The following is a 15,959-nucleotide window of genomic DNA, read 5'->3' as shown; positions in this document are numbered from 1 at the left end:
CAGCCTATTTTACGGGCTTCCCGGAAAGAACCCCGAACAAGGCCAGGACGAACGTCATGAAGGCGGTAGCTCCGGGCCACAACAGGAGGACCGCATACGAACGGAGGGTGAAGCCATACTCGGGGCCAAGGGACGGATCCGGCGCCATGCCCCAGAGCATGGCCGCGAGAAGTCCTGCCAACCACGACAGGCACGCGCCGATCACACCACCAACCAAGGCAAAGGCCAAACGTCGGCCGGTCCCGTTTCCTTGAAGTTTGCCGTCCAGCACCAGTCCCACAACGCAGCCCGCGATAAGCATCAGGGCGGCAAGGACGAGGTCCCTCGGCAGCCAGGAATCGGGATTCGAGGGATTGGCCAACGCAGGATTGCCGGACACGATGTTCAAGCCACCAGGGGCCAGTACCCACCACAGGAGCCCCAGGACAAGGCCCGAAAGGCCGGGAACGGCAAGCCACAGCAGCTCCTTGGGCTGCATTGGGCGGCGAAGGGGAACTGCTTCTGTGTCAGCAGGAACATGGACTGCGGGCTCGGTCATGCAACTCACATTAACAAAGGTTCATGCTGGCTCATGAAAAAGGCCACTGCGGCCCTTCCGGGGAATACCCTGATGGAAGATGCCAGCCCAAGCACCCAGCGCAGGAGACCAGACCACCGTGGGAAGTGCAACACCCGGTTTCGAACAGACCTTCAGGGAAATGTTCCGCCGCCACGCCGCCGGAGTGGCCATTATTACGGCAAATCTCGACGGAAAGCCGTTCGGCTTCACGGCCACTTCCGTGGCGTCGTTGTCTGCCGAACCGCCGCGCTTCACGTTCAACATGGCCCGAAGCTCCAGCTCATGGCCAGCGGTGGCAAACGCCAATTACATCGGCGTCCATATGCTGGGCCTGGAAAACCAGGCTCTGGCCGACCGCTTCGCCCGCACCCGGGACCGGTTCGAAGGCGACCACTGGGAACCGGGCCCCCACGAAGTCCCCATCCTCAAGGACGTCACGGGATGGCTTGTTGGAAAGATCCAGATGCGGCTCTCCTTCGAGAACAACGCCGTGGTGGTTGTGGAGGTGGTGGACGGCCAGGTGGGCGACGACGGCACTCCCCTGCTCTACCACAGCGGCAGCTACAGCAAGCCAGCCCCCCTGGACTACGAAATCTAACCCCCGGCCATGCCTAGTTGTCCAAGCAGGCGGGCCCCAGGAGGACCTTCAGGTCCCCAAAAAGGGATGGACTGGGGTTGACCCGCAAGTGAACCGGGAGTCCCATGACTTCCACCTTGGTGTCACCCATCAGCTTGAGCCTGACTTCCGAGTTCCCCCTGTGGGTCCTGAGGACATCACGCAGGTCCGTCACCACCGTCTCCGTAGCCTTGAACGTCGGAATGGTGATGACCACGGGTCCGTTGACGCTCTCGCTCAGGTCCGGCACGGAGAGTTCCATGCAGTTCAGTGTGACCGCGCCGTCGTCACGGCGCTGCAGCCTTCCCTTGACCACCACGATCAAGTCTTCGGCCAGCACCGAAGCAATGGGTCCGTAGACCTGCCCGAAGAACATCACTTCCATCGAGCCGCCAAGGTCCTCGATTTCCGCCCGGGCATACGCATTGCCACTGGCTTTTGCAATGCGCCGGCTGAGTGAGGTGATCATGCCCGCGATGGTGACAATGGCACCGTCATGCGGTCCGTCCTCGGCGATGATCGACGTTATGGACATTTCAGCGTGCTGGCTCAGAACGCCTTCCAGGCCCTGCAACGGGTGGTCCGAAACGTAAAGTCCCAGCATGTCGCGTTCGAAGGAGAGCTTGTCCTTCTTCTCCCATTCGGGAAGATCCGGAATCTCCGTGCTGAGCGAAGCTTCAGGCTCCTGGTCCTCGAACCCGGCAAAAAGGTCGAATTGGCCGATCGCTTCGTTGCGTTTGAGCGTGATGACGGAGTCGATGGCCTCTTCATGGATCATGGCCAGGGCGCGACGGTGGTGTCCAAGGGAGTCGAACGCCCCGGCTTTGATCAGGGATTCAATGGTCCGCTTGTTGCACACAATCGCGGGGACCTTCATCAGGAAGTCCTTGAACGAGGTGTACGCACCCTCCGTGGCCCGGGCCGAAACCATGGCGTCCACGACGTTCACGCCCACGTTGCGGATGGCGCCCATTCCGAAGCGGATGTCCTGGCCCACCGGGGTGAAGTTCAGCGACGACTCGTTGACGTCCGGCGGCAGCACGGTGATGCCCATTCGGCGGCATTCGTTGAGGTAGATGGCCGACTTGTCCTTGTCGTCGCCCACGGACGTCAACAGGGCGGCCATGTACTCGGGCGCGTAATGGGCCTTCAGGTACGCCGTCCAGTAGGAGATGACACCGTACGCGGCCGAGTGGGCCTTGTTGAAGGCATAGTCCGAGAAGGGAAGGAGGATGTCCCAAAGAGTCTTGACGGCCTCCTGCGAATAGCCGTTGTCCTGCATGCCTTGCGAGAAGCCGGCGAACTGCTTGTCCAGTTCGGACTTCTTCTTCTTGCCCATGGCACGGCGCAGGATGTCTGCTTGGCCCAGGGAGTAGCCTGCCAGCTTCTGGGCCACGGCCATGACCTGCTCCTGGTAGACAATCAGGCCGAAGGTGCCACCAAGGATGTCCTGCAGCGGCTCTGCCAGTTCCGGGTGGATCGGGATGACATCCTGGATGCCGTTCTTGCGCAACGCATAGTCCGTGTGGGCGTTGGCGCCCATGGGACCAGGCCGATACAGCGCGAGCACGGCGGAGATGTCTTCGAAGTTGTCAGGCTTCATCAGCTTGAGCAGCGACCGCATGGGACCGCCGTCGAGCTGGAACACGCCCAAGGTATCGCCGCGTGCCAGGAGCTCGTAGGACGCCGCGTCGTCGAGTTCGAGGTTTTCGAGGTCCAGGTCGATGTCCCGGTTCATCTTGATGTTCTCGAGGGCATCCGAAATGATCGTCAGGTTTCGAAGACCCAGAAAGTCCATCTTGATGAGGCCAAGGCCTTCGGACGTCGGATAGTCGAACTGGGTAATGACCTGGCCGTCCTGGAAACGGCGCATGATGGGGATCACGTCGATGATCGGGTCCGAGGACATGATGACGCCCGCTGCGTGAACGCCCCACTGACGCTTCAGCCCTTCAATGCCCAAGGCCGTTTCGAAGACCTTGGCGGCCTCGGGATCGGTGGCAACGAGCTGGCGGAAATCGCCCGCTTCACCGTACCGCTTGGCCTCAGGGTTCTGGATGTCGGCCAGCGGGATGTCCTTGGCCATGACGGCAGGCGGAAGCGCCTTGGTCAACTGCTCACCCATGCTGAAGGGGTATCCGAGCACGCGCGATGAGTCCTTCAACGCCTGCTTGGTCTTGATGGTGCCGTAGGTGACGATCATGGCCACACGCTCGTCGCCATACTTCCTGGTCACATAATCGATGACTTCCGAACGGCGCCGATCGTCGAAGTCGACGTCGAAGTCGGGCATGGACACACGGTCAGGGTTGAGGAACCGTTCGAAGATCAGGCCGTGCCGCAGCGGGTCCAGGTCCGTGATGCGCATGGCGTAGGCCACCATGGAACCGGCACCCGAACCACGGCCGGGACCCACGCGGATTCCGTTGTTCTTGGCCCAGTTGATGAAGTCGGCAACCACCAGGAAGTAACCCGGGAAGCCCATGGACGTGATGACTTCGAGCTCGTAGTCGGCCTGCTTGCGGACGTTGTCCGGAATACCTTGCGGGTACCGGTATGCAAGCCCCTTGTCCACTTCCTTCACCAGCCAGGACGTCTCGTCTTCGCCCGGCGGGCAGGGGAACCGCGGCATGAAGTTGGCGTCCGTGTTGAAGGACACCTCGCACCGCTCGGCGATCAGAAGGGTGTTGTCGCACGCATCGGGGTGGTCGCGGAAGAGCTCGCGCATTTCCTGCGGCGACTTCAGGTAGTAGCCGCTCCCGGAAAAAGCGAACCTGGAGCCGCCGTTGTCATAAGTGGGCTCAAGGAGTGTGGAACCTGACTGGATGGCGAGCAGTGCCTCGTGGGCCTTGGCATCATGCTCGTGCGTGTAGTGAAGGTCGTTGGTGGCAACCAGCGGGAGGTTCAGGTCCTTGGCCAGGCGGAGGAGGTCACCGGTGACCCGCCGTTCGATGTCCAGGCCATGGTCCATCAGCTCGCAAAAGTAGTTCTCGGCCCCGAAAATGTCACGGAACTCTGCGGCGGCCTCAACCGCTTCACGGTACTGGCCCAGGCGCAGGCGGGTCTGGACTTCACCTGACGGGCAACCCGTCGTGGCAATGAGTCCTTCGGAATAGGTGTTCAGGAGTTCGCGATCCAGCCGCGGCCACTTGCCGAACACGGAATCCAGCGAGGCGATGGAGGAGGCCCGGAACAAGTTCCGCATGCCCACGTTGTTGTAGCTCAGCAGGGTCATGTGCGTATAGGAGCCACCACCGGAGACATCGTCCTTGCGCTGGCTCTCCTCGCCCCAACGGACGCGTTCCTTGTCCCCGCGCGCAGTTCCCGGTGTCACATAAGCTTCAACGCCGATGATCGGCTTAATGCCCTTGTCCGTGGCTTTGCGCCAAAAATCGAAGGCCCCGAAGAGGTAACCGTGGTCCGTCGTCGCCAGGGCAGGCATGCCCAACCGTTCCGTTTCATCGAACAGCTCACCCAGCCGGGCTGCTCCATCCAGCATGGAGTATTCGGTATGGGTATGCAGGTGGACGAACGAATCATTGCTGGAAGTCACCCGGACAGTCTACCGTCCAAGCACGGAGATCACCCGGAGGTACGGCCGGACCGGGCGGGCAGCCTGATGCTCAGGCAGCACCGCTGGCCAGAAGTTCCAGGGCGTATTGCAGGTCCGCGGGATAGTCGCTGGTAACCACTGTCCATTCCCCCGTGCGGGGATGCGTGAAACCCAATTGACGCGCGTGCAGCCATTGCCTGGTCAGGCCAAGGGTGGCAGCCAGCCGCGGATCTGCTCCGTAGGTGAGGTCGCCCGCGCAAGGATGCCGGAGAGCGGAAAAGTGCACGCGGATCTGGTGGGTCCGGCCCGTTTCCAGGTGGACTTCCACCAGCGTGGCTTTGCCGAACGCTTCAAGCACCTCGTAATGGGTCACGGAGGGCCGTCCATCCTCCACCACGGCAAAACGCCAATCGTGCCCCGGGTGCCGGCCGATCGGAGCATCGATGGTCCCTTCAAGCGGATCCGGAAGACCCTGGACCACGGCGTGATAGACCTTGTCCACGGTCCGTTCCTTGAAGGCACGCTTCAGCAGCGTGTAGGCGTGCTCTGTCTTGGCGACGACCATGACGCCGGAAGTACCGACGTCGAGCCTGTGAACGATGCCCGCCCGTTCCGGTGCCCCCGACGTGGAAATCCGATAGCCGGCGCCGGCCAGTCCCCCTACCACTGTGGGGCCCACCCACCCGGGTGAGGGGTGCGCAGCAACCCCCACCGGCTTGTCGATGACGACGAAATCGTCGTCATCCAGCAGGATCTTCAGGCCTTCCACAACTTCCTCCACCACTTCCAGGGGATCCCGACGCTCCGGAACCACTACATCCAGCACGGCACCGGCAACCAGCTTGGCGGACTTGCCCAGCGCCGTTCCGCCGCTGGAGACATGCCCCTCGGCAATCAGGAGGGCGGCGGCGGACCGGGAAATATCCAACAACCTTGCCAAGCCGGCGTCCGCCCGGGCGCCCGCCAGCTCTTCCGGTACAACCACCGAGTCACTCACCGGCAGGTTCCCCCGTCCCACCCTTGGCGGGCTTTGGCTCGGCAACGTGCCGCTTGCCATCCATGCCGATGCCCCGCAGGGTCAGGAGGCAGATAATCACCACTCCGGAGACCACCGCGGAGTCGGCAATATTGAAGATCGCAAAATTCGGCAGTTGGATGAAGTCCACCACGTGGCCCATGGCGAACGACGGTTCACGGAAGAGGCGGTCGGTGAGGTTCCCCAACGCGCCGCCAAGGAGCAGTCCGAGGGACAGCGCCCACCACGCCGAGCCCAGCTTGCGAAGCTGGAACAGGATGGCCACGGACACCGCGGCCATGACGATCGTGAAGATCCAGGTGACGTGCTCGCCAATGGAGAAGGCGGCTCCCGAGTTCCTGATGTAGTACCAGTGCAGGAGGGGCGGAAGCACGGGAATCCGCTCGCCTTCGGTCATGGTGCTGGTGACCCAGAGCTTGGTGAGCTGGTCGAAGGTGTAGGCAAACACGGCAAAGCCCGCAAAGAGCCAGAGCATGGCGGGGCGCCACTTGCGCTGGACAGGAGGAGCCGGCTGGGATGCGCCGTCAGTGATGTCGTCGGTCATAAGGCTTTCATTCGTGAACCATGCGGGAGCTGCCAAGGCCTTAACAGCAAAAGCCGGTGGCCGAGGAGTCCTCAGCCACCGGCTTTCAGAATACTTGCTAAACGTCAGCGGTAGCTTCGCCAACCTCGGGGGCGGCAACGGAACCACGGGCGTCGAGGTCGCGCAACTGGCCCTCGATGTAAGCCTTCAGGCGGGAGCGGTAGTCGCGCTCGAAGCCACGGAGCTGCTCAACCTTGCGTTCAAGGACAGAACGCTGCTGCTCGAGGGCACCGAGGATCTTGCGGGACTTCTCCTGTGCATCGTTGACCAAGCTGGAGGCCTCGATCTGGGCCTCGGCAATGATCTTGTCCTTCTGCTGGGCACCGTCCGCCACGTGCTTGTCGTGCATCTGCTGTGCCATGGCCAGCAGGCCTGCAGCAGACTCGGCCGAGGCCGTGTGGGTGTTGGCGGCGGGAGCCGGGGCCTTGGCAGCTTCAGCGGCCGCAGCGGCGGCGGCGGCCTGCTCTGCTTCCTTCTTCTTGGCGGCTTCGGCAGCCTTGGCTTCCGCTTCAGCCTTGGCTTCTGCTTCCTTGTCCGCCTTGGCCGGAGCCGGAACCTTCTCGACGACCGGGGCCGCTGCAGTTGCCGCAGGCGTGGCCGAACCAGCTTCGCCGAGCTTCTTGCGGAGCTCGTCGTTCTCCTGGTTCAGGCGACGCAGTTCAACCACGATCTCGTCGAGGAAGTCATCCACCTCGTCCTGGTCGTAGCCTTCGCGGAACTTAGTCGGCTGAAAGCGCTTGTTGACAACGTCTTCTGGCGTCAAAGCCATCTGGTCACCTCGTTGGTCTAGTTAGTCAGTAGGCCTTCCGGCCGTTCAAAACTACGGTACCTAAATATCATCTTGTTCCTCCAATTCAACACCATCGTGTTGATTTGGCGAATTTACGGGCCTCGTCCATTAGGACATACGGCTCCGCTCCCTGCTAAGCGAGGCCGTTGGTCACCGCCATGGCGATGCTAACGGCAATTATCAGGATCAGGAACCCCAGGTCCAGCGAGATTCCGCCCAGTTGCAAGGGAGGGATGAGCCTCCTCAAGCGCTTCAGTGGCGGATCCGTCACTGAATACACCACGTGCGCTGTTACCAAAGCCACACCACGGGGCCGCCACTGACGGGCGAACATCTGCACCCATTCAAAGATCAACCTGATGATCAGAGCAATGAAAAACAGCAACAACACAATATAGATAAGGCCGAAAACAATGCCCACGAGTTAGCTCAGATCTCCCACTTGTTCCGGAATGCCGATCGGTCCCTACTATTGCAACACAGATGCCAGGCGGGATGACCCGCCTGGCATCTAAAAATAAAGATCGTTCTCAGCTCTGGTTGAAGAAGCTCGCCTGCGATTCGCTGGCCTTCTTGTCATCGCCGATGACTTCCACATACGACGGCGAGAGGAGGAACACCTTGTTGGTGACCCGCTCGATGCTGCCGTGCAGGCCAAACACCAGGCCAGCGGAGAAGTCGACCAGCCGTTTGGCGTCCGCCTCCCCCATGTCAGTGACGTTCATGATGACGGGGATGCCGTCCCTGAAGCTCTCACCAATGAGCTTGGCGTCATTGTAGGAACGGGGATGGACGGTGGTGATCTGCCTCAAGCCGGAGGCATCTTCGCGGCTGGAGGCCGCACGCTTGATGGGTGTCACGGGTGCGCGGTATTCCTCTTCGGCGTCAACTGTGGGCATTTCACGGACAACTTCCCGGACCGGGGCAGGAGCTCGGCGCTCTTCCCGTTCCTGCGGCTGGGGGCGTTCTTCTTCGTGGTGCGCGACGGCCTGCTCAGATTCGTAGTGTTCATCGCCGTCGGCGAGCCCAAGATAGATCATTGTCTTGCGCAGAGCGCCAGCCATGTTGCACTCCTATCGTTTCTGCAGTAGGCGGGCCGCCATGACCTGACGTAGTTGGAACCCCGGCCCGTCATTCCAATACTTTGACGCTACCCCACGGCTGGACGTGAACCGAGAATATCGGAGCCTATTCTCAGGTGTGTCGCTCCGAATTTGATGGCGGATTCCAGATCCTGGCTCATCCCCGCCGAGATCGCCGCCGCGTCCGGATGCTGGACCCTCAGCTGGGCCGAGACCGCCGCCAACCTTTCGAAGGCCGATTCGGGTTCCGCCCCCAGGGGTGCGACAGCCATCAGGCCGGCGAGCCTCAGCCCCGCGGACCGGCCAATGGCTTCCGCGATGGCCTCCACGTCGCTTGGCCGCGCGCCACCACGGTGGGCTCCGGCGTCGTCCTCAAGGCTGACTTGGATAAAGCACTCAAGGTCAGCCCGACCGGTAGCCTCCCGCTCCCTGGCAACCGCTTTTTCGAGGGCGGACACCAACTGGATCCGGTCAATGGACTGGACGGAGCTTGCGTACTTGGCGACCGACTTGGCTTTATTGCTTTGGAGTTGGCCAATAAAATGCCAGTCAAGGTCCAGGTCAGTCAACTCCGCGGCCTTGGCAGAAGCTTCCTGGTCCCGGTTCTCGCCAACATCCCGGACGCCCAGCGCCGCCAGCCTCCGGACATCCGCCGCCGGATGGAACTTGGTGACCACAATCAACCGGGGCCGGTCTGTGCGTCCGGCTGCGGCGGTGGCTGCATCAATCCGTTGCGCCACCGACTCCAGGCGCCGGGCGAGGACCAAACTGCGGTCGTCAGACGCGGAAGGTGGAACAGCGGCGGCGGGTTCAAAGCTTGTCATGCGTCCACACCAAACCTGCGAATCGACCGGTTCGGGAATCCCGCCGGTATGAGAAGAGGGCCTCGTTCTCCAAAGTGCACCCGCCCGAGTACCTGACCACCACTCCAAGGTCCGCCAATTGCGCCCGGACAGCAGCAGGAAGGTCCAGGGCAGGGGTCCCCCAGGACGTCTCCGACCAACTTGCCGGCGCAAGCCGCCCAACGTCGGCGCGGAGGTCCTCCGGGACTTCGTAGCATTTCCCACAAATCGACGGCCCCAACCAGGCTTCGATGGCGCGGGCACCGTTGCGGCGCATGTGCTCGACAGTGGCAGGCACAACGGCCGCGGCAACCCCGGGTCGACCCGCGTGGGCAACAGCAAGCACAGGATCATGCGAGTCCGACTCACCCAGGAGAACGACCGGTACGCAGTCGGCAACCATGACCGCCAAAGGCTGTGCCGGCCCAGTCCCGGCTACCGATACCATGGCATCGGCCGTGGGGCCGGGACCATAGCCGGAAACCACGGCGACGTGGTTCCCGTGCACCTGGTTCATGTACTGGAAGCGCGGTCCGCCCGGATTGGCTGCTGCCTCCAGGCGGATCCGACGCTCTTCCACGTCTCCCGGGTCATCCCCTACATGGAGCGCCAGGTTCCCGGCACCCATGTCCGTGAAGGCGACGGAGACACCGGGACGTACTTCATTGCGCCACCAAAACACCTGGCGTTGACTCCCGATGCTTACTTAAGGAAGTCGGGAACGTCGAGGTCGTCCGAACGGTTGCCGGACAGATCCGGTTCGACGACGGCCGGAAGGTCCACGTCGAAGCCCGAGTCGGCAGGCAAGGCCGCGGGACGCTGCTGTCCCCAGTTGCTGAGGCTCGCAGCGCCGACTCCGGCCGTGGCGTGCTGCGGTGCTGCCGCGCTGGCCGGGGCCGCCGAAGGTGCAGCCGGACGGTCGGCCTGAACCGGGTTTTGCGCGGGCCGCGACTGGTCCATGGACGGCGACGTCGCCTTCACGTCGTCAAAGCCTGCAGCAATGACCGTAACCCGGGCTTCGTCGCCCAGGGCGTCGTCGATCACGGCACCGAAGATGATGTTGGCTTCCGGGTGGGCCACTTCCTGGACCAACCGGGCGGCCTCGTTGATTTCGAACAGACCAAGGTCCGAGCCGCCCTGGATGGACAGCAGGACACCGTGGGCACCGTCGATGGAGGCCTCCAGGAGCGGCGAGGCGATGGCAAGCTCCGCTGCCTTGACTGCCCGGTCTTCGCCGCGGGCGGAGCCAATGCCCATGAGGGCCGATCCCGCACCCTGCATCACGGACTTCACGTCGGCGAAGTCAAGGTTGATCAGGCCGGGAGTCGTGATGAGGTCAGTGATGCCCTGTACACCCGAAAGGAGCACTTGGTCAGCCGAGCGGAAAGCGTCCAGGACGGAGACGTTACGGTCGCTGATGGAGAGGAGCCGGTCGTTGGGGATGACGATCAGGGTGTCGACTTCATCGCGCAACGCATCGATGCCGGCCTCGGCGGAACCTGCGCGGCGCCGGCCTTCGAAGGTGAACGGACGGGTTACCACGCCGATGGTCAGGGCGCCAAGCGAGCGGGCGATGCGGGCAACCACGGGGGCGCCGCCAGTGCCGGTCCCACCGCCTTCGCCCGCCGTGACGAAGACCATGTCTGCGCCGCGAAGGACCTCCTCGATCTCGTCGGCGTGATCCTCGGCGGCCTGCTTGCCAACCTCCGGGTTGGCACCTGCGCCGAGGCCACGGGTGAGTTCGCGTCCAACGTCAAGCTTGACGTCGGCATCGCTCATGAGCAGCGCCTGCGCGTCAGTGTTGATGGCGATGAACTCGACCCCGCGAAGGCCCACTTCGATCATCCGGTTGACTGCATTCACGCCACCGCCGCCGATGCCGACGACCTTGATGACGGCCAAGTAATTCTGCGGTGCTGCCACGTTTCGTGCCCCTTGCTTGTGTCCTATTGCGAAACTGATCGAGTCCAACGTGAATCCTTGGACCTTAACCCTCTAGTTGAAGGTTATAGTTATGTCAAGTAACTCTACAGCGACGGTATTTGCTCTGCTTCACTCATGCAATGACCGCTTGCGCGTGTCGCTTGATTGAGCAGAAATAAGGCCCATCTCCGCCGGCCGGGTTACCTTGTGAAACAGCTATTTTGTGAACGGATGCCGCGGCACGCTGACGTCGTAGACGCTCACGGCCACCTTGGGATCGGGCGGCATCTTCAACAATGCCTCAAGCGCCTTCGCCTTCAGTTCCCTGTCCTCGGCATTGCCCCACACTACCGTCTTTCCGTCCACCAATTTTAGCTCCACCGCGTCCGGCGAAGCAGCCGATGCCGTGGACATTTTGGCCAACACATCCGCCGGCAAGGTGTTCAGGACGGCAGCGATCGACTTAAAGAGTGCGGTGTTGCCGGCTCCGGCACCCGCGTCAATCAGGGGCAACGCGACGGCGGACTGGTCCTGCGTGGCTCCGAGCTGCACGCCATCCACGTCGACCATGACGAAAGAGTCCCCTTGTTTCAACAACGCCACCGGTACACGCTCCTCCACATGCACCAGGAGTTCGGACGGAGGCCGGGCCTCGATGGTGGCCGAGCGCACCTGCACCAACGGCTTGAGCAATTCACCCACTTCCTGCTCCGTCACCTGGGGAAGCGGTTTGCCCTGGACCTTGGCCAGTGCAGTCCGGACCGCATCCGGCGTCAGGAGCTTGGTCCCGTCCACCGTGATGGTCCGGACCGCCAAGGCCGGCGAAAAGACAGCGCCGCCAACCACCAGGGCAACAACGGCCAGGACCCCCAGGAGGGTCCAGAGGACGTGGCGCCTGACCCGCCGTCGCTTCGGTTCCGGAAAGGCAATGACGTTGCCCGGGTCGGTCATCTCGCCGGATGCCGGGCTTGCCGCTTTGCCTCCGCGCTTGCTGCTCCGAACGGCCTTGCCCTTCGGGGAGGTCTTCGGGGCCGGCGCGGCTCTTCCGGTGGCAGCACTCACCGCAGGCTCCACGGCGCGCTCGGCACTGATGACGCCCGGGTCCTGCCGCCCGGTAGCCGGAGATCCCGGTGCAGCGCGCTGGGCGTCGCTTCCGGGTTTGAAGGTTGGCCTGCGGGTACTAGCCATCCAGTGCCTCCACGATTGCGGGTCCGTAGGCGGTAACGTCCCCCGCCCCTACGGTGAGGACAACGTCCCCGTCCCTCGCGCCCGAAACGAGGGCAGAGACGGCATCGGCCGCCGACACCAGGCAGCCGCGCGAGAGCTTGTCCGCGATGAGCGCGCTCGTCACACCGGGAATCGGATCTTCGCGGGCAGGGTAGATGTCCAGCACCAGGGCGGTGTCCGCCAGGTCCAGGGCTCCGGCAAACTCGGCGGCGAATTCCCGGGTCCTGGAGAACAAATGCGGTTGGAAGAGGACGTGCACTTTGTTGTCACCGGCTACCGACTTTGCAGCCGAGAGGGCCGCGCGGACCTCGGTGGGGTGGTGTGCATAGTCATCGTAGACCCGCACTCCCCTGCCCTCTCCTTTGAATTCGAAGCGCCGCGAGGCACCCGTGAAGTGTCCCAAGGCAGCGGCAGCTGCGACCGGATCCACGCCCAGTTCGAGCGCAACGCCAAAGGCTGCGGCCGCATTCAGGGCATTGTGCCGGCCAGGCACCTGCAGGTGCACTGCGTGGCTGGCACCGTCGACGGCGATCGAAACGTTTCCGGTTCCGTCGTCTTCAAGGCGGATACCGGCGTTGTTCGTGGTTCCGTAGGTGAGTACCCGGGTGGTTCCGCTGGCGGCGGTACGTTCGGCAAGTGCCCTGGCGCCGGCATCGTCCGCGCAGGCCAGCAGGAGGCCTTCCCGTGGCAAGAGCGCGGCAAAGGCGTCGAAGGACGCAAAGACAGCCTCCGCCGTTCCGTAGTGGTCCAGGTGGTCCGCCTCGACGTTGGTCACGACGGCGATCAGGGGGCGATAGTTCAGGAAGGAACCATCCGATTCATCGGCCTCGGCCACGAAGATGTCCGAAGAACCACGGGCGGCGTTGACCCCGAGGGACGGCACGTTCGCGCCGATGGCAAACGTGGGATCGAAACCAGCTTCCTTCAGCAGCACGGCAACCATGGAGGTGGTTGTCGATTTTCCGTGGGTTCCTGCGACAGTGACCACCTTGTGGCCCGCCATGGTGGCAGCCAGCGCTTCCGAACGGTGGAGGACGGGAAGGCCTGCCTGCCGGGCAGCGGCGAGCTCCGCGTTGTCGTCGCGGATCGCGGAGCCGGCTACGACTGTCTGGGCATCTCCCAGGTGGCCGGCGTCGTAGCCGACGTTGATGCGTGCACCCGCTGCCGCAAGGTCATGCATGACCGGGAGGTCCTTGGCATCGCTGCCGCTCACGGGCACGCCACTGGCCACCATGATCCGGGCCACGGCAGACATGCCTACCCCGCCTATCCCGATGAAATGGACACGGCCAAGGGACTCGAGTGCGTGGACAGAGTGGGTCATGCGGTTACCGCTTCCAGGACAAGATCAGCCATGCGCTGATCGGCGTTTCTAATACCAAGGTGCTCCGTGGTCCGGGCCATGGTTTCCAGGCGCTGCCGGTCGGACAACAGAGGCACCAGCCGGGTCTCCAACCAGTCGGGAGTCAGTGCTTTGTCCTCGACGAGGAGCGCACCGCCTGCTTCCACCAAAGCCGCAGCGTTCAAGGCCTGCTCCCCATTGCCGATCGGCAAGGGAACAAAGACAGCGGGTACTCCCACCGCAGCCACTTCGCTGACGGTCGCGGCTCCGGCACGCGCCAGGAGCACGTCAGCGGCGGCGTAGACATGCTCCATGCCATCCACGTACTCGACTTGCCGGTATCCCTCGGCGGCGAGCAGGCCGCCGTCGGCGTTGTGGATGGCCTTCCCTGTTCCGGTGATATGCAGCGTCTGGATTCCCGCCGCGGCGAGTGCGGGCAGGGCGGCCGCCACTGAACGGTTGATACTGGCCGCGCCCGACGATCCACCAGTAACGATGAGTGCCGGCCGGTCGGCATCCAAACCGAGCAATGCCTTGGCGGCAGGGGCCGCCGAGGCACGGTCCAATCCTGAAATGGCCCAGCGCATGGGCATGCCCACGTGGCGGGCGCCCCGCAGCTTGGTTCCGGCGAACGCCACGGCCACATGGTCGCTGAAACGGGCACCGACCCGGTTGGCGAGCCCGGCCTTCATGTTGGCCTCGTGGATCACGATCGGGATGCTGCGTTTGCGGGCGGCCAAGTACATGGGTGTGCACACATAACCGCCGACCCCCACAAGCACGTCCGCCTTCGCGTCGTCGAGTATTCGGCCGGCCTGCCCGACGGCACCGGACAACCGCCCGGGCAGCTTCAGCAAGTCAAGGGAGGGGCGTCGGGGAAACGGCACCCGGTCAATGGTGGCCAACTCGTAGCCCGCCGCCGGGATCAGCCTGGTTTCCATGCCCGACGGCGTCCCTACCGCCAGGATGGCCGCGTCCTCACGCTTGGCCTTGATGGCGTCCGCGATGGCAAGGAGCGGACTGATGTGTCCGGCTGTACCGCCACCGGCGAGGACGACGGACAACGGCCTGCTTGGCCGGGGCGAGTCAGGAGTCATGAAGTACGGGTACGCTTTCGTGCGGATTTGGGTGTTCGTCGTGGCAGGAGGCGGGGCCTCTGCTGCGGCGGTAACTGGCCCCGGGCCAAGGACAACACTACGCCCACGCCACACAGGGACATGACCAGCGCGGAGCCACCCGCGGAGATGAACGGCAGCGGGACTCCGATCACCGGAAGGAGCTGCGTGACCACCGCCATGTTCATGCTGGCCTGGCCGAGCAGCCACACCATGATGCCGCCCGCGAGCGTGCGCTGGAACGGGTCCGTCTGGCGCACCACCACGCGGAAGATCGCGACGCCCAGGATAGCGAAAAGGACCAGCACCACAATGGTGCCCACCAACCCCAGCTCTTCGCCGATGATGGCAAAAATAAAGTCGTTGTGTGCTTCGGGGAGCCAGTTGTACTTCTGCCGGCTCTGGCCCAGGCCCAGCCCTGTCCAACTGCCCTGCGCCAGTCCGTACATGCCGTTGGTGGATTGGTAGCTGAAGTCCGAGTCCGCCGTACAGGAGTCCCCCGCGACTCCCAGCCAAGCGGTCACGCGGCACATGCGGTTGGGGCTGATCACGGTCATCGCAGTGGCGCCGAGGGCACCGACGGCGCCCGCAATCGCCAGCATCCTGCCAGGAACGCCGCCGAAGTAGAGTCCAGCCGCGATGATGGCCATGACCACTATCGCCGTGCCGAGGTCATTGCCGATGAGGATCAAGCCCAGAACCAAACCGGCCCCCGGAACAACCGGGATGATGACGTGCAGCCAGCGGTCCAGGTACTTTTCCTTGCGCGCCAGAACCGCCGCGATCCACACGCAGAGCACCAGTTTGGAAATTTCCGAGGGCTGGATGCTGATGCCACCGATGTCCAGCCAGTTCTGGTTACCCAGGGCGCTGCGTCCAAACACCTGCACGGCGATCAGCAGGACCACGACAGCGCCGAGTCCCCACCAAGACAGCTTCTTCATCCAGCTCACGTTGGTCCGCGAAATGACGTACATGGCAACGAGCCCCACTACGCCGAACATCGCCTGCTTCAGGGCGTCGGCATACGGAGACTTGCCTTCCGAGATGGCTTCGACGCTGGAGGCCGACAACACCATCATCACGCCAATTGCCGTCAACGCCATGGCGCAGCCGAGAATGAGGTAATACGTGGAACTGTTGGGGGCCTTGCTCTTGCCTTCCAGGCCCTCCCAAAATTTCCGGAGGTGTCCGCGGAGTCCCTTGGGCTGATTGCCGGGAGCCCCGGGGGTCTTGGCTTTCCCGGTACCGCCGGCGTCGCCGCGGCTACGGGTGGGCGTGCTGACCATTG

At 63.4% G+C, this 15,959-nt stretch carries 15 protein-coding genes; 1 reads left to right on the top strand and 14 read right to left on the bottom strand.

The features are described from left to right. Window positions 1–4: 4 nt before the first annotated feature. Window positions 5–538 (bottom strand): hypothetical protein, encoded by a 534-nt coding sequence (locus tag ACIQTZ_RS16745; protein ID WP_402982366.1) that lies wholly within the window; start codon window positions 536–538, stop codon window positions 5–7. Between the two features lie 79 nt (window positions 539–617). Here ACIQTZ_RS16745 and ACIQTZ_RS16740 point away from each other — a divergent pair, with 79 nt between their 5' ends. Next, the gene (locus ACIQTZ_RS16740) at window positions 618–1,157 is read left to right on the top strand and encodes a flavin reductase family protein (RefSeq protein WP_402982364.1); all 540 of its coding nucleotides are present in this window, start codon (window positions 618–620) and stop codon (window positions 1,155–1,157) included. A gap of 13 nt (window positions 1,158–1,170) precedes the next feature. On the opposite strand, the gene dnaE is transcribed toward ACIQTZ_RS16740, so the two are convergent. From dnaE to ftsW, 13 genes are all read right to left on the bottom strand, one after another. Further along, entirely contained in the window at window positions 1,171–4,728 is a 3,558-nt protein-coding gene (gene dnaE / locus ACIQTZ_RS16735) for a DNA polymerase III subunit alpha (RefSeq protein WP_400334634.1), read from the bottom strand. 70 nt (window positions 4,729–4,798) lie between these two features. Further along, window positions 4,799–5,725, bottom strand: coding sequence for an RluA family pseudouridine synthase (locus tag ACIQTZ_RS16730; protein ID WP_402982362.1), 927 nt, complete (start codon window positions 5,723–5,725; stop codon window positions 4,799–4,801). Further along, entirely contained in the window at window positions 5,718–6,308 is a 591-nt protein-coding gene (lspA, locus tag ACIQTZ_RS16725) for a signal peptidase II (RefSeq protein WP_402982360.1), read from the bottom strand. The genes ACIQTZ_RS16730 and lspA overlap by 8 nt, the downstream gene beginning before the upstream one ends. Window positions 6,309–6,405: 97 nt before the next feature. Further along, window positions 6,406–7,116 carry a DivIVA domain-containing protein gene (locus ACIQTZ_RS16720; RefSeq protein WP_397322877.1) on the bottom strand — a complete coding sequence of 237 codons (711 nt, stop codon included), beginning with the start codon at window positions 7,114–7,116 and terminating at the stop codon, window positions 6,406–6,408. 154 nt (window positions 7,117–7,270) lie between these two features. Next, a complete protein-coding gene (locus ACIQTZ_RS16715) occupies window positions 7,271–7,558 on the bottom strand; it encodes a YggT family protein (RefSeq protein ID WP_397322878.1) in 288 nt (95 codons plus the stop codon). 109 nt (window positions 7,559–7,667) lie between these two features. Then, a complete protein-coding gene (locus ACIQTZ_RS16710; RefSeq protein ID WP_397322879.1) occupies window positions 7,668–8,201 on the bottom strand; it encodes a cell division protein SepF in 534 nt (177 codons plus the stop codon). Window positions 8,202–8,287: 86 nt separating this feature from the next. Continuing rightward, entirely contained in the window at window positions 8,288–9,043 is a 756-nt protein-coding gene (locus ACIQTZ_RS16705) for a YggS family pyridoxal phosphate-dependent enzyme (protein ID WP_402982358.1), read from the bottom strand. Beyond that, window positions 9,030–9,743: a polyphenol oxidase family protein gene (locus ACIQTZ_RS16700; protein ID WP_400334642.1), complete on the bottom strand. Its 714-nt coding sequence runs from the start codon at window positions 9,741–9,743 to the stop codon at window positions 9,030–9,032. The genes ACIQTZ_RS16705 and ACIQTZ_RS16700 overlap by 14 nt, the downstream gene beginning before the upstream one ends. A 20-nt stretch (window positions 9,744–9,763) precedes the next feature. Continuing rightward, window positions 9,764–10,984 (bottom strand): cell division protein FtsZ, encoded by a 1,221-nt coding sequence (gene ftsZ, locus ACIQTZ_RS16695; RefSeq protein ID WP_400271631.1) that lies wholly within the window; start codon window positions 10,982–10,984, stop codon window positions 9,764–9,766. A gap of 216 nt (window positions 10,985–11,200) precedes the next feature. Beyond that, a complete protein-coding gene (locus ACIQTZ_RS16690) occupies window positions 11,201–12,172 on the bottom strand; it encodes an FtsQ-type POTRA domain-containing protein (RefSeq protein ID WP_402982356.1) in 972 nt (323 codons plus the stop codon). Next, window positions 12,165–13,535: a UDP-N-acetylmuramate--L-alanine ligase gene (gene murC / locus ACIQTZ_RS16685; RefSeq protein WP_402982354.1), complete on the bottom strand. Its 1,371-nt coding sequence runs from the start codon at window positions 13,533–13,535 to the stop codon at window positions 12,165–12,167. The genes ACIQTZ_RS16690 and murC overlap by 8 nt, the downstream gene beginning before the upstream one ends. After that, the gene (gene murG / locus ACIQTZ_RS16680; protein WP_402982352.1) at window positions 13,532–14,650 is read right to left on the bottom strand and encodes an undecaprenyldiphospho-muramoylpentapeptide beta-N-acetylglucosaminyltransferase; all 1,119 of its coding nucleotides are present in this window, start codon (window positions 14,648–14,650) and stop codon (window positions 13,532–13,534) included. The genes murC and murG overlap by 4 nt, the downstream gene beginning before the upstream one ends. Then, window positions 14,647–15,957, bottom strand: a complete 1,311-nt coding sequence (gene ftsW, locus ACIQTZ_RS16675) for a putative lipid II flippase FtsW (RefSeq protein WP_402982350.1) — start codon at window positions 15,955–15,957, stop codon at window positions 14,647–14,649. The genes murG and ftsW overlap by 4 nt, the downstream gene beginning before the upstream one ends. Window positions 15,958–15,959 lie beyond the last annotated feature (2 nt).

It is taken from the genome of Paenarthrobacter sp. NPDC090520, from assembly GCF_044769205.1.
Classification (GTDB): domain Bacteria; phylum Actinomycetota; class Actinomycetes; order Actinomycetales; family Micrococcaceae; genus Arthrobacter.
Note: the sequence above shows the minus strand (reverse complement) of the source record. Positions and strands in the feature narration are given on the sequence as shown.